Raw genomic sequence first — 15,297 nt, forward strand, 5'->3', positions numbered from 1 at the left:
CCCTTTTCATTATGGTGGTCCATTGTTTTTGAACCACCATCAAAGAGACAGAGACAATGATGATTAACAGCATAGCCGCAGGATAGGTAAATCCTTTTTCACCATTCATTATAAGGCATCCCGTAAAGACTTATCTTGTCGCTGCCGCTGTGAATATCATATATTCCTGAAAGCCCTTCCCCTTCCGGGGCGATTAATATCCATGTCTCATCTGACCGGGTAAAAGGATCTTTTGGAACGGCTCTGATATATTTTTTTTGGGTTAGAACTTCCAGTGACTCGGGATAGTCGCCATGATCTGCATAGTATTGATCAATAACGTCTCGTAAGACAAATAAAGAATTCCTCAAAGATGCTTCTTTGGCACGAATAACCGATTTTTGAAAACTGGGGGCTGCAATGGTCGCAAGTATACTGATAATTGCAATCACTGTCATCATTTCTATGATTGTAAATCCTTTATTGTTGCTCATATTACCAATCTCTATAATATGTTCCGTCAAGCGCCTGTTTATCACTTAAAGAATAGATATCATACACATCCTGCCCTCCCCATATGGTGCTGTCCGGGTCATCGGCATAGGATCTCAATCCCCAGTCACCCTCTTCCATCATCGGGTCTTTTGGAATTCTTCTTAAAAATTTTTTCTTTTCACCGGTTGCTGTCTTTAAGTCAACTCCTGTCACCAGAATCTCAAGATCTTCAGGGTATCCACTGGCTGTAGCACTGACGGGTATTATCTTTTGATCCACAAGTTTCTTATGCTCATCCAGAGCGGTTCTGATAACCCGCAAATCATTTCTTAATTCCAGTTCCTTTGTTCTTTTGTATACGACCTGGGACAAAGGGATAATCCCTGTGGCAAGAATGGAAATAATGGCCAAAGTCGCCATCATTTCTATCAGTGTGAACCCGTAATTTTTATTTGCCATACACATATGCCCTGTCTACTATATGTATATCTTTAGGGAATATTTTCTCTTTCAACATATCCTGCAGTATCTCTTCAGTTTTCTGATAAGAACCATATTGTCCCACAAAAAGCCGATAAAAGGTCCCTTTGTCTTTAATCTCAAATGGTCTGATCCAGGTTTTATATTCCATGGCTTTAAGCTCTTTAGACCTTTTTTGAGCATCCGCCTCATCTTTGGATGAATAGACCTGGATACTGAAATAATTATCACTGGGGAGAAATTGTTCCTCTGCAATTACCATGATATAATCTTCATCAGGAAAATCGTTAAAGTCTGTCTCCTTTATTATTTTTTCCTCTGCAGGCAGTTCTAAAGAGACTTGTTTTTCATTACCGGACCAGAATCCTGATATATTGGCTTCCGGAATATCTTGATTTCTAATAATGACCGGGGTAATGGTCATGAGGATATCGGTTTTAACAACTTCACTGTTTTCATTTGAAAAAAGTTTTCCAAGTACCGGCACTTCCCCAATCCAAGGAATTTTCTGGATTGTTGTCCTGTCCTCGTCCTCAATCAATCCGCCGATAATAACACTGTCTCCGTCACTAATCGTTAAAACAGTATTGGTGGTTCGTGTCTTGATGGAAAACTGGGGGTCGGTCACTGTCCCGACATTACTGCCCAATGCACTGATTTCAATGCCAAGTGTCAATGTGACCTGATCATACATATTAATGACCGGCTCTGCGGTCAGTTTCACACCCACATCCTGGTACAGAAAATCATAGGTTGTGGTTCCGTCGGTTTGAACTTTTCGGTTTGACCTTAGAGGCACCTTCTCACCAATCAGGATGGATGCTTTTTCAGAGCTGCTCACCCGGATCTGGGGTTTGGCAAGAATCCTTGTGTCCCCATCTTTTTTGAGCAGCTTTAATGTCGCAGTCGGCAAAGAAAGATACAATTCATTGCTGGTAATTTTACTGATATCTTTAATGGATGCCATACCTGCAAAACCAAAATCAGTATTAAAATCAATGCCTGAACTTGTTTCACTGACACCAAAGGTAATGGTATCGGAAATGGAAAGCCCCAGGTCTTTCTCCTTTTTCCGGGAAACTTCCATGATTTCAACATTCAAAACTACTTCAGCAGGAATTCTGTCATTTGCCTCTATAATTCTTGCAGCCATTGCAACATTCTCTTTTTGCCCCCGGACAGTTACTGCATTTAATTTTTCATTGGCAATAATATTTTTAGTCTTTAAAATCTTTGTTAAAATAGCGACTGCATTTTTAGCTTTCAAATATGACAGGTAAAAGGTCTTCACATATAAGTCGTCATATTCCTTGGCTTTTGCAGGGGTATCAGGATAGATCAGCATGGTCCTTTGATTGATCATTTTTGCTTTAAGAGAATTGGTTTTCAAAAGAACATCTAAAAACCTGTCAAACTTCACATCCGTCATAAAAAGAGTAACTTTGCTCTCCTTTATATCCTTATCAAAAATAAAATTTATTCCTGTAAGCTTGGATAAAATTTCAAATACATTCAGCATGGGTGTTTTCTTGAATTTTAAGGATATAGGAGCATTGGATCGCAAATCAAGCCGGTATTCAGGCAAATCCTCCTGGTTTTTTTTAAATTTATCAAGAACTATTTTTGCTTCTTGATTTTCAGGGTCCAGGTCAAGTGCCCTTTGAAATGATTTTCTTGCATTTTCAAAATTTCCGGTCTTTATCTGCTTGTTACCCTTTTTTGTATAATAGAATGATTCCTTCATCATCTTGACTTTATCAACCAGTTCAATGGCCCTGTGATTACTGGAATAAAACGCAATACTAACCTGGAGCTCTTCTATGGCTTCCCTGAAGTATTTTTTTGATATAAGTTCCTGGGCCTTTCTCATATGCTGCAAGGATGCTTTTTGTTTGACATCTTTAAGCCTGAGCCTGAGGTCAAGATCATCCGGATGTTTTTGAAGGGCTTTATTATAATGTTCGACAGCAGCAGCAAAATCTTTTTCTTCCACAAACTTTTGGGCTTTGATTCTATTGGCATCATTGGCAACACATCCTTGAAACAACACGATTCCTGAAACCACTGCAATAAATACCATTTTTGTGAACAAAACCCGTTTATTCATTATTGAACTCCCTCATATCGAGATGTATTATTTCATTCAAATCCAAGGCCTTGATCCTTATATAATTATCCTGGATATCGTCTATTAAATACTTTCCATCAAGACGGTCACCGGTCCTTGCAACAAGCACAAGCTTATTCTTAGCTAAAAAAACAGCTTTTGTGTCTTCACTTTTATAAGTACCGTAAAGCGTATAAGAAGCGATATATTCTTTGGCCTCCAATACAGGATCTTTTTCAACTATCTCAACCATTTTTTGAGTTTGAATATCTATCTTTACTGGTATCTTAATTTTCTTTTTTTGAGGAGGCCGGTAGATGGAAAACAAATCCTTATATACCTTTCCTGAAACTTTGGGCTTATTTAAAAATCTTAAAGCAAGGGTTTGCGATTTGCTCTGCCGGCTTTGTTCTATCGAATCTTCAACTTTGCTTATCTTAGTATTTTTATTTCCCGTAAAGGTTAGCTTATCCACCTTTGGCTGTACAAATGGATTTAGCACACGATATATGATCGAAATGATCAACAGCATAAAAACAATTATAAATATTATATTTTTTTTATTTAAATTCATGCTGTTCCCCGTTTAAAAAAAACAGACAATTCAAGATTTAATTTTACTTTGGTTTTATTATCTTTTTCCCTGACCAACTTTGCAGAATTAGAATAACCAATCCCGGGCAGATTCTGAATGTCTGAAATCAGTTTTTTAATTTTACTATAGCTGCCGATAACGATAATATTTGTATTGTATTTTAAAAATAACAAATCAGTCTTCGTAGCTTTTGCCGGCGTAAAAACAAGGCTGTCTTTAATAGAAAGATGATTTTTATCTATCAGCGATCTGATCATGGCTGCATATTGTGTAAATGAAAATTCTTCAGGGATCTTATGAATAATCATTTCAAGGTCATTTTGTTCTGCAAACAAGTTTTCAGCAGGCCTGTTGTCAGGCTTAAGATAGCCACCACTTCTTGCAGCTGAAACCTTTTTTTGAAGAATAGTTATCCTATTTTTCTGTCCATCAATGAGATAAAGTTTGGCAGCGATGTTACAAAACATGGCAGCAACACAGATAAATATAATAATTTTATATTTTTTGATCATTTTCTATAGATATCCACCTGGCTATTAATTCAAAAATAATTCTTTTATCTTCATTAATCTCTTCCTTGGACAATTCAATATTAAATCGTTTTGATCTGTCCATTCCAATTATAAATTTAGAAACCGACTCCACATGATTCGATTCTCCCTTTATCATTACAACCTTGAGATTATCAGAAAAAATCAGTTCATTAATATCAATTTTATCAGGTTTAACCCTTTCGATTTCAGTCAATACCGCGGGCAGCTGGAACATATTCTTTTTAATGATAGCACTCAGGTAATTCAAATCCTGTTTTATTTTTTGATATTCCTTTTTATCCGTAAGTTTCTTTTGGGCGGCTATTCTTTTTCGTTCAGACCGCTGATTGATTTCTTTGATCCTTAACTCATATGCTTTAATCACTTTTATGTTTGCATAATAATCAACCATACTTACCAGGGTGATTCCAAGAGTTGAAAATGCAAAGATAACAACAAAACCCAGAAAAAGTTTCCCCCGGATATTTTTTTTTAACACCAGATTTATGGTTACGGGTTTCATATGGGTGTTTACCTATAAACCTTGAGCTGCACCTAAAGCAGTCGTATAAAAAGGCAAGGGGTTATTCTTAAAATCAATCTTAAATTTTTTATCAAAGTCAATCAGCTGTCTTTCATCAATAATGGTACAATCAATAGGGTTTCCATCCTGCAGGATATGTTCCATCAGCATATCTGACTTAATATGAGACCCTATCTGGCTTACATCCTGCAGGATATGCTCCATCAGCATATCTGACTTAATATGAGAAGCAATAAAAAACTTTTCAATATCAAGATCCGGATTTTCACTGTTATAATATTGTATCAAAAAATCAACATTATTGATTGCACTGGCACCATCGTTACCCAACAAACCCTTTTTAATCATTTTATAAAAAATCGGGATACCGTTTGAAAAAACAAAAATATTTAAAAAATCATCAAACAGACCCAGATATGCAACATTGCCCTTTTCAGGAAGACTTTCACAATAAAAATTAAATTGATTCAATCCGGAAGGTGCAAGCATTACTGGTGAAATACCAATCTTTTTAAAAGCATTTTCATATTGAACCATGACCTTTTCCAAACCCAAAACAATAAGAAAGATATGGTGATTGTCCGGGCTTTTTCCCATATTTTCCCAGGAAACCCTTAATTGTTTAACAGGAAGGTCTAAAGAGCTCGAAAAGTTCCATAGAACCATCTCATTAATCTCCTGCGGGTCTTCAGGTAATTGTGTGAATTTTTTAATAAGAACTTTGACAGAAGAATCCGGTAATGCAACACTGATTTTTTTCAGGTTCATATCGTAACAGGCTTTTTTCAAACAATCGTGTAATGCTTCTGCATTAATGATATTTTCTTTCTTAAAAGAAGGTTTAATGGTTCCCGGCGGAATTTTGATATCAGATAATTTTTTAATGGAAAATTTTTTCCCTTTTTCTAAAATTAAAGCAGAGATAATTTTATCAGATGAAATCTCAATTCCTGTTTTTAATCTGGAAATAGGAAAAAAATTCATACTATTGCTTCCTGGTTTATAAATGTAACCCTGTTGGCTTCTTCCAAAGTTGTCCTGCCTCTTATCACTTCATTGATGGCAGCATCCCTTAAAAAAATAACGCCCTTGCTTAAAGCATATTTTTTTAAAACTGAGGTTGAAACCTGCTTAATAAACATCTCTCTCATATCTCCATCCAGCTCAACATGTTCAATTATAGCCTTTCTACCGCTATACCCAGTTCCCTTGCAATTTTCGCACCCATAAGCATCATAAAATATAATATTCTTTAATTTTTTAGGATCCAGCCCTGATTCAACAAGGGTTTTATCTGACATTTTTTTCTTGATCCTGCAATGACAAAGCACCCTGATCAATCGTTGAGCAACAATGCAATTGAGCGCTGTGACGAGATTATAGGGCTCTATACCCATATGAATGAACCGGTTGATCACATCAAATGAAGAGTTTGCATGGACCGTTGCAAATACCTGGTGACCGGTTAAGGCAGACTGAAGTGCAATCTGTGCCGTTTCCGGGTCCCGGATCTCACCCACCAGAATTTTGTCAGGATCATGACGCAAAATTGATCTTAATCCGCGGGAAAATGTCAATCCCTTTTTATCATTGACCGGAATCTGTGTAATTCGTTCCAGTTGATACTCAACAGGATCTTCAATGGTAATAATTTTTGTATCTCTGGTATTCACTTCTGATAATGCCCGGTACAAAGTGGTGGTTTTTCCGCTTCCGGTCGGACCTGTCATTAAAAACATACCATACGGCGCCCTGATCTGGCGTCGTAATCTAAACAATTCTTCCTTATCAAGACCCATTCCATCCAGATTAAGATCACCTTTCACAGGAGCCATCCGCTTTTGATCCAAAATCCTTATCACGGCATCTTCCCCAAAAATAGTCGGCAGAACAGATATTCGAAAGTCAACAAACCGGTCCTTGATCTTTAGCTTAAACCTTCCGTCCTGGGGCACACGCTTTTCTGAAATATCCAACTCCGACATTACTTTTAATCGGGATATCACAGGATTCATACTGCTCATATCAAGGGGGTCTGTAATCTGATGCAGCATGCCGTCAATTCGATATCTTATGATCAACCCCTTGGCAGACCCTTCAAAATGTATGTCACTGGCATTCTTATTGATTGCATCCAGAATGGTTGAATCAACCAGTTTTACAACCGGGCTCTCTTCAGAATCCACTTTTTCAGTTGAGATTTCATAATCTCCCTTGTCAGATTCCTTAACCACAGACAGACGCATCTCTTCAGAAACATCAATCAAATCTCTGGACGCTTCCATATTTTGAAGGAACTTGCCTAATTTCTTGGAACTGACAATCACAAAAGAAAAATCATGTTCCAATAGGATTTCAATCTCTTCAACCACCCTGAAATAGTCAATGGGATCAGCCACAGCAAAAACCAGGTGATTTTCAGAAAAACTAAAGGGTACTATTCTGTTCTTTACGATAAAATCAATACTTAACATCTTTAACAGTTCAGGATCGTTTATACTGTCAATCCTGGCATATTTACAGGAATATTGCTCTGCAATCAATTGTGCCAGCTGCTCGTCATTAATCAAGCCTTCTTCAACACAAAGCTGTCCCAGCATTCTTCCGGAAATATTTTTTTGAGCAAGAATATTTGTTTTCTGCTCTTCAGTCATAAACCCGAGATCAACTGCAAGCTCACCAATTCTTTTTTTCTTTTTTAAATTAAACGTTGCCATATTTTATCCCATCGTTCCTGCCATTTGAAAAATCGGCATATACATGGCCAGCATGATAAACCCGATGACAAATCCCATTAAAACCATGAGAACAGGTTCAATGGTGGAGGTTATTATTGAAAGCTTTGCCGCTACATCTTTTTCGTAAAACACAGCAATATCCTTTAATACTTTCTCAAGATTGCCGCCCTCTTCCCCTGCTGCTACCATTCTTAATGCCATGCCGGGAAATATATCAACCTTTTTAAGTGCCAGGGCAAATCCTTCGCCTTGTTCAATCAATAATAGAGCATTTTTTATACCAGCCTGCATAAAACTGTTTGAGATAAGTCCCTTGGAAATTTGCAATGCCTGGTTTAAAGGAATACCGCCCCTGAGAACAGTTGAAAGAGAAGACGTAAATAAAGCAGTTGAATAGATAACAGACAATTCACCTATGAAAGGTATTTTCAGATAATGCGTATCAAAAAGCAGCTTACCTTGTTTGGTTTTCAGACAAAACGATACCAGCCAGATTGTAAAAATAATACCACCTGAAATCACCCAGAAATATGATCGAATAAAATAACTGAACTGCAAAAGTATTCTAGTAAAAAAAGGCAGCTGCGCCCCGGCTTCCACAAAAGTTCCTGTAATAGAAGGAACTACAAAAATTATTAGAAAAGCCACCACAAAAATAGAACATATGGTCAAAATGGCCGGATATACGGAAGCTGCCTTGATTTTTTGCCTGATCTGCCGGGATCGTTCAAAATATTCAAGATATTCTTCAATGGCATCGGGCATATTCCCGCTAGCCTCACCAGATCTAAGCGTGGCAATATAAAGAGAAGAAAAAATATTCTCATATTTTTCAAACGCATTGGGAATGGATTCACCTTCTGAAATATCATCCCGGATATTTTTCAAAATCATAGAAAAAAAACCTTTATCCTGTTGTTCAATAATACCGTCAAATGCGAGAACAACCGGAAGCCCGGCTCTTAACAAAGTTAAGAATTCCTGGTTAAAGGAATAAAAATCTTTTAGTTTAAGTCTTTGCTTTTGGAAAAAAGATAAAAAAGGGGTTGAACCACTTATCCTCTGCGCTTTCACAAGAAAGCCCCCATCTTCAGCAATCTGTTTTTTAATTAAATTCACAGAACCGGATTGAATTACTCTTTCAATGATTTTACCATCATTAACGGCAATCTTACATTTATATGAGGGCATACAAAATCTCCTCCGGAATTCTTCAGATAATATTATTCATCGGCTCAACATACCATTATCAGAAGAAAGGGGACAGATTTATTTTGACTTTACGGGTGCCTGTCATATTTATGACATAACCCATGATAAATGACGGTTTAAGATCAAATTTAAATTCCCTCCTTTGTATAATAAAAAAAATTTTGCTTGATAACCCTGTACAGCAATGGTTGTTGGTCTGAAATAGTTTCCTTTCTGATCCTTTCCGGATATAGGCACCAATCTTGCAAAATTCCTGCTTTTCAAGGATGCAGGGCAGAATATTGCAGATTCTGTTCTATAATTTTAAGGATACATTAATGGCAGACACATTTTTAAGTCTTGATATAGATGCAGTCGGCATAGCTGCTATGATCGTTACGCGTGTGTCAAAAAAATCATATGTTAAGAAAATCTGCCGTATCAATTATAAAGATCTGCCTGAAACCCAAAAACCCGAAAACCTTTTAGATTCTGCTTTAATATACCTTGAAGACCACATGGATATGGCTTCATGCTCTGTAGCTACCCTTCTAATACCGTCATCCTCTGTTAGTTTCAGAAATATTGAACTGCCTTTCAGGTCTGCTAAAAAAATAAAACAAATTTTGCCAATAGAGATTACATCGCATCTGCCCGTGCCTGAAGAAAAATATATTTCAGATTTTCATATACTTAACAGCCCCTATAAAAAAGACCAGGTGCCTGTTTTTACAGCATCTATTATTGAATCGGTTATTGAAAATTATATTGATGCATTATCCCAATATGGTATTAAGCCAAAAATTATAACACCAAAAGGCTATGCCGCTGCAATCTGCCTTTTAAAAAAAATTCCATCCATCACTAATTTTATTTGCCTTGACCTTGGTCTTTGTGAAAACACGATCACACTGGTTCATCACAGGGAGCCTGTTTTTGTTCGCTCATTTTCAGCCTTGCAATACAAGGCTGAAGAGTTTGCAGATACCGTTAAACAAGCCTTGCTCGGATTCAGACAAACCACAGGGTCAGATACGTGTTTTGATCTTTTTATCACTGCCGGCAATGGATTTAAAGACCTTGAAAAAGTATATTATGCTCTTGAAAACTTATTAGATTATCAGACCAGGTATCAACAATCAGATGATAGCTCCCAACATAAACCGGAACTAAAAAAAATAAACAGCACAAATCTTATTTCTGCACTTCATCCAAATAAAAAGACAGGCCCGATTTTCAATTTTTATAAAATTAAAACCGAGTCTGATCCAATTTTCCGAAAAAATATTAAAGCAATCGCCACAATAATTTTTCTTGCCTGCATTCTTTTTGCTTCTTCTCGTTACAACCTCCACCTGGAGATTGCAGACCTTAATGAAAAGATAGATAACAATCAAGCTATAGTCCATTCAATTTATAAAACAAGTTTTCCTGAAGAAAAAAATATCAAACACCCTTTTCTCCAGATGCAATCCCTTGTAAAAAAAGCAATTAAAGAATCAAATTCAGCAAAAAAAAACGAGGCGTCATTCATAAAATCAAACCATAAAGCAGCCCGGGTCATGGCTGCATTGTCTGATAGCATACCCAGGACAATTGATATGGAGATATCCAGGTTCCTTTTAAACCGGACAACCCTGGTGATTTCAGGAACAACTGACAATTTTAAAAACGTTGATAGAATAAAAAGCTTTATTGAAAAAGCAGACCTGTTTAAACAAATCTCGATAAATAGTGCATCAGCCGATAAAAAAACTGATCAAGTACTTTTTAAATTTACAATTCAACTGCAAAAAGGAGCTTTATGAAACCATTATTTTTATTCATAAATACTCTTTTATTAATTTCCATTGCCTATTTTTGTGTTCAGATCTTTTACAAGCATATTGGTAAGGGTTTCTTTGAAGTTGATATGCCACCGCCAAAAAAAGTGCAGCCCATCGAAAAAACCCAAAACTCAAAGAAAAATTCTTTTAATAATCAATATAAAAAAATAAAAGACCGCAATCTTTTCAAAGTACTGGTTGAAAAAAAAGACCTCGAATATCAAAAACCTTTAATGAATAATTTTAAAGATCTCAAATTGACAGACCTTGATTTAACTCTATGGGGTACTGTAACCGGTACTAATAATACCTGCGCTGTTATTGAAGATAATAAAAATAAATTACAAGCCTTATATCAAATTGGAGATGAACTTCAGGGGGCTGCCATAAAAAAAATTTTAAGGGATAAGGTTATTCTTACATATCATCATAAGGATTACATCCTTGAGATGGATATAAAACAAATGCCTGACACATCTGTTTTTCAAAAAAACACCACTTTAAAGGCTAAAGAAATTGCTGTGAATAAATCTTTAATTAATTCATCTTTAAAAAATATTGATGATTTAAAAAGGCAGGCAAGAATCAAACCCATGATTACCAAAGGCAAATCTGACGGTCTTTTACTTTACAGTATTAAGCCGGATTCACTTTTCCATACATTGGGCCTGCAAAATGGAGATATCATCAGGCAAGTCAATGGAAGACCGACACTGTCATTGGAGGATGCCGTTAAAATCTATCAAAATTTTGGGAATTCCTCCAAAGTAAAGGTGTCGATATTCAGGAATGGAAAAAACCAGGAGATTGCATACCATATCAAACCTGATGAAAAAGCAAATTAAAGGAGACCCATCATAATGTTACATAACAGAAAACTATTGCTGACAATCTTAAAAACATTTTTTTTAGGGATTGTTATATGTTTTTCTGTCTCCATATGTGCTGCAAAAACAACATCTAATCCGTCAAAAATAAAACCCGACTTTGTCTCCATTGATTTTAATAATGTTGATATCAGGGTATTCATCAAATTCATGAGCAACCTGACAGGAAAAAATTTTATTGTGGATAATCGGATTAAAGGAAATGTTACGATTATATCTCCTAAAAAGCTATCTATTAATGATGCCTACAAAGTATTTGAGTCTGTACTTGATATTCATGGATTTGCAACAGTTCAGTCAGGAAAAGTGATTAAAATCATCCCTGCCCCCAATGCAAAAACAGACAATATTAATACAAGACTTGTAACAGATTCTGAATTGCCCCGGGATCAGATTGTAACCAGAATTGTACCCCTTGAATATGCCAATGCCGATGAATTAAAAAATCTTTTAATGCCGCTTATTCCAAAGGGAAGTGTTATTATTTCCTATAGAGATACCAATATGCTGATTGTTACAGCTACACTCTCAAGCATTAAAAGGCTTTTAAAGATTATTGACACCATTGATATTCAAAGCATTGGAAAAAAAATATCCATCATACCCATCAAGTATGCTGATGCTAAAAAACTTACACAAAGCCTGTCCATGATATTTGCAGCTAGAATTAAGGAAAAAAAAAATAAAGCAGACCAAGATCTTATTGTTAAATTTGTTGCAGATGAAAGAACAAATTCTGTGATATTGCTTGCCAGTAAGGTTGAGACAAAAAGAGTTGAAAACCTGATAAACATTCTTGACAAACAAGTCCCCAAAGGTGAAGAAAAAATCCGGGTATATTATCTTGAGCATGCATCAGCAGAAAAACTTGCCAAAGTGCTTCAAGACATCCATACCAGAGGAAACATAAATAAAAATGGACAGCAGAAAACACCTCTTTTGTCTCAAAATATTAAAATTACAGCAGACAAATCAACAAACAGCCTTGTCATTTTAGCTGACAAGGAAGATTATCCCGTTCTTGAAGAGGTCATAGCAAAACTCGATATCCCCAGAGCAATGGTCTATATTGAATGCTTAATCATGGAGGTCAATGTTACCCGCGGGTTGAACATTGGTACTGAATGGCGGGCAGCCGGAGGATATAATAATGACACAGGCGCGGTTTTCGGCGGATTTGGTGGCACAGGAGATTCCGGATATTCCAATCTTAATGCCATCTCATCCGATGCAAGTCTTCCAAAGGGTTTTTCCATTGGTGTGCTGGGAAAAAACATCAGTATCGGAGGGTTAACATTTCCTTCTATCCATGCAGTGGTCCAGGCATTTCAAAGTGATAAAGACGTTCATATTTTAGCAACACCACAGGTGCTGACCACAGAGAATGAAGAAGCAATCATCACGGTTGGTAAAAATGTACCGTTTCAAACAAGGTCTGCAGCTGAATCCGGTGTGGAAACCTATAATTCTTTTGAATATAAAGATGTCGGGATCACTCTTAAAATCACGCCCCAGATAAGCAAAGGAAGACTTGTTCGATTGAATATTTTTCAGGAACTAACCAAATTAGACAGTGCCAATCAATCCAGCCCGGACAGACCCACAACCCTGAAACGCAAAATAGAAACAAGCATCATTGTTGAGGATACCAATACGGTTGTCATTGGCGGACTTATTGATGAAAGCTTAACACAAACTCAAACCAAAGTGCCCTGTCTTGGAGATATTCCTTTCTTAGGCTATGGATTTAAAAATGTATCAAAAGGAGAAGATAAAACAAATTTATATGTCTTTTTAACGCCCAAAGTAGTCCAAAATCCCCTTGAGGCAACAAAGATATATGAAAAGAAAAAGTCTGAAATCGAATTGATCCAAAAAGGGGCTATCAACCTGTATCATCAAAAAATTCAAACCAATCCCATACAGCCCATTCTTATTGAACCTCAAGATATGCCTGAAACCATGCCAAAAATTATGCCAAAGTTATGATTGCCGAGTTTATAAATATATTAAAAAAACGCATAAAGCTCTCGGATGAGAGTGTTAAAAAAATCATCACTGCTTATAAAAAAAACAAAACAAATCTTATAGAAGCTGTCTTGAAAACCAGAATTATCTCTGAAAAAGATATCCTTGAAGCATTAAGTATCTTATACTCGATTCCATTTATTGAAACCCTTGTCACTGAGGATGCAAAAAATGATTGGATTGATCGCGTATCCAAAAATTTTTTAAAATTATTTTATGTTGTACCCATTATCAAGAGAAAAAAAAGTCTCATTGTTATAAATGATCCATCCAGATTAAGCCATATACATGATCTGGCCAGATTAGTGGATATAAAAAAATATCAACTTGTTCTTGGACCCAAAAACCTGATTTTATCCTCGATTAACACTTTATATGAGAAGCGTGATGAAAACACACAAAAAATTGTTGATGAAATAGAAGATAATGAATCTGTGTTCCTGCAGGAAATGGAACTCATTGCAGATCTCTTGGATGTTACCAATGATGCCCCTGTTATAAGACTTGTAAACCATATGATTTCACAGGCTGTTAAGGCCGGAGCCAGTGATATTCATTTTGAACCGTTTAGAGATATTATCAATATTCGATACCGGATTGACGGTATTTTATATAATATACTGCAACCGCCCAAAATTGCCCAGGCTTCCATAATCTCCAGAATAAAAGTTATGGCACAAATGGATATTGCTGAAAAAAGAGCGCCCCAGGATGGCAGAGCCCAGGTCAGATTGGGAGAATATGAGATAGATATCCGTATTTCAACGGTCCCGACCAATTATGGAGAACGTGTTGTCATGCGTCTTCTTAATAAATCCGGGTATTTTCTTAAACTTTCACAACTGGGCCTGTCAAAAAAGAACAATTCAATTTTGAACAGAATCATCAGGCAGAACAGCGGGGTTGTATTGGTAACCGGCCCAACAGGATGCGGTAAAACAACAACACTTTATGCCGGATTGTCGGAAATCAACATTCCTGATAAAAATATCATAACAATTGAAGATCCTGTGGAATACAATATACAGGGCATAGGACAGATCCAGGTGAACCCCAAAGCAGGTGTAACCTTTGCAAAAGGATTGCGCTCGATTGTGAGACAGGACCCGGATATTATTCTTGTGGGAGAAATCCGGGATCTTGAAACAGCCCAGATTGTTATCCAGTCCGCCCTTACCGGTCACCTTGTTTTTTCCACACTGCATACCAATGATGCAGCAGGAGCCATCATAAGACTTGCAGACCTTGGAATAGAGTCTTATCTCATTTCCTCGTCAGTCAACACAATTATTGCACAAAGACTTGTAAGAAAACTGTGTAATAATTGCAAACAACAAGTGTCTCTCAATCTTGATGACATTGTAAACCTTGGGATACTCAATAAACAATTGAATGGGAAAAAAATATTCAAATCAAAAGGATGTTCAAATTGTTTTAATACCGGTTATTCCGGCAGGGAGGCCATTTTTGAAATCATGGTTTTGAATGATGAATTAAAAAGCCTGGTGAGCAAAACAACTGATGGAAATATCCTCAAAAAAGCTGCCCAGAAAATGGGAATGATAACACTTCGCCAGGATGGTGTACAAAAGGTCTTAAAGGGGATTACATCTATCAAAGAAGTTTTTCGTGTTACCCAAACGTAAATGCTTATGTCTCCTTGAGGTACGGATGACTGCCATTGCCGTCATACTGATTATCAAAAGAAAAATTACACTTTGCTCAAAAGGTGATGTATGGATGACAACATACCCGAACATAATGAGAGGCATCAATCCTATCCTGACAACAGCTCTTAACACGCCATGCCTGGCAATGACATCTGCCACTGGTGGTGAATACCGGTAATAGGCTGTTACAAACGCTTTTCCAAGTTTAGATTTCAAAAGACAAA

Annotated in this window: 14 protein-coding genes; 4 read left to right on the forward strand and 10 right to left on the reverse strand. The window is 36.6% G+C overall.

Going from position 1 to position 15,297, the window contains the following annotated elements; translation table 11 throughout:
• Positions 1–98 precede the first annotated feature (98 nt).
• From K8S13_RS15370 to K8S13_RS15410, 9 genes are read right to left on the reverse strand one after another with little or no spacing between them, the layout of a single operon-like run.
• Positions 99–473 (reverse strand): type II secretion system protein, encoded by a 375-nt coding sequence (locus K8S13_RS15370; protein WP_291463802.1) that lies wholly within the window; start codon positions 471–473, stop codon positions 99–101.
• A 1-nt stretch (position 474) separates the two neighbouring features.
• Positions 475–933, reverse strand: a complete 459-nt coding sequence (locus K8S13_RS15375; RefSeq protein ID WP_291463803.1) for a type II secretion system protein — start codon at positions 931–933, stop codon at positions 475–477.
• A complete protein-coding gene (locus tag K8S13_RS15380) occupies positions 923–3,061 on the reverse strand; it encodes a tetratricopeptide repeat protein (RefSeq protein WP_291463805.1) in 2,139 nt (712 codons plus the stop codon). Before K8S13_RS15380 ends, K8S13_RS15375 begins: the two co-directional genes overlap by 11 nt.
• The gene (locus tag K8S13_RS15385) at positions 3,054–3,635 is read right to left on the reverse strand and encodes a hypothetical protein (RefSeq protein ID WP_291463806.1); all 582 of its coding nucleotides are present in this window, start codon (positions 3,633–3,635) and stop codon (positions 3,054–3,056) included. The genes K8S13_RS15380 and K8S13_RS15385 overlap by 8 nt, the downstream gene beginning before the upstream one ends.
• The gene (locus K8S13_RS15390; RefSeq protein ID WP_291463807.1) at positions 3,632–4,168 is read right to left on the reverse strand and encodes a hypothetical protein; all 537 of its coding nucleotides are present in this window, start codon (positions 4,166–4,168) and stop codon (positions 3,632–3,634) included. The genes K8S13_RS15385 and K8S13_RS15390 overlap by 4 nt, the downstream gene beginning before the upstream one ends.
• Entirely contained in the window at positions 4,152–4,712 is a 561-nt protein-coding gene (locus K8S13_RS15395; protein WP_291463808.1) for a hypothetical protein, read from the reverse strand. The genes K8S13_RS15390 and K8S13_RS15395 overlap by 17 nt, the downstream gene beginning before the upstream one ends.
• 12 nt (positions 4,713–4,724) lie before the next feature.
• The gene (gene pilM / locus K8S13_RS15400) at positions 4,725–5,717 is read right to left on the reverse strand and encodes a hypothetical protein (protein WP_291463810.1); all 993 of its coding nucleotides are present in this window, start codon (positions 5,715–5,717) and stop codon (positions 4,725–4,727) included.
• Positions 5,714–7,450 (reverse strand): type II/IV secretion system protein, encoded by a 1,737-nt coding sequence (locus K8S13_RS15405; RefSeq protein ID WP_291463812.1) that lies wholly within the window; start codon positions 7,448–7,450, stop codon positions 5,714–5,716. Before K8S13_RS15405 ends, pilM begins: the two co-directional genes overlap by 4 nt.
• 3 nt (positions 7,451–7,453) lie before the next feature.
• Positions 7,454–8,662, reverse strand: coding sequence for a type II secretion system F family protein (locus K8S13_RS15410; protein ID WP_291463814.1), 1,209 nt, complete (start codon positions 8,660–8,662; stop codon positions 7,454–7,456).
• A gap of 338 nt (positions 8,663–9,000) precedes the next feature.
• On the opposite strand from K8S13_RS15410, the gene K8S13_RS15415 reads away from it, so the two are divergent.
• From K8S13_RS15415 to K8S13_RS15430, 4 genes are read left to right on the forward strand one after another with little or no spacing between them, the layout of a single operon-like run.
• Entirely contained in the window at positions 9,001–10,470 is a 1,470-nt protein-coding gene (locus K8S13_RS15415; RefSeq protein WP_291463816.1) for a PilN domain-containing protein, read from the forward strand.
• Positions 10,467–11,333 carry a type II secretion system protein N gene (locus tag K8S13_RS15420; protein ID WP_291463818.1) on the forward strand — a complete coding sequence of 289 codons (867 nt, stop codon included), beginning with the start codon at positions 10,467–10,469 and terminating at the stop codon, positions 11,331–11,333. The genes K8S13_RS15415 and K8S13_RS15420 overlap by 4 nt, the downstream gene beginning before the upstream one ends.
• 15 nt (positions 11,334–11,348) lie before the next feature.
• Positions 11,349–13,364 (forward strand): type II secretion system secretin GspD, encoded by a 2,016-nt coding sequence (gene gspD / locus K8S13_RS15425; RefSeq protein ID WP_291463821.1) that lies wholly within the window; start codon positions 11,349–11,351, stop codon positions 13,362–13,364.
• Complete coding sequence (locus K8S13_RS15430; RefSeq protein WP_291463823.1) at positions 13,361–15,049, forward strand: ATPase, T2SS/T4P/T4SS family; 1,689 nt, start codon at positions 13,361–13,363, stop codon at positions 15,047–15,049. Before gspD ends, K8S13_RS15430 begins: the two co-directional genes overlap by 4 nt.
• Here K8S13_RS15430 and K8S13_RS15435 read toward each other — a convergent pair.
• Positions 14,999–15,297: CFI-box-CTERM domain-containing protein (locus K8S13_RS15435; RefSeq protein WP_291463824.1), on the reverse strand; the 299-nt coding region annotated here is incomplete at its 5' end. The two genes, K8S13_RS15430 and K8S13_RS15435, sit on opposite strands and share 51 nt — an antisense overlap.

The sequence above is a fragment of the Desulfobacula sp. genome (assembly GCF_021107415.1).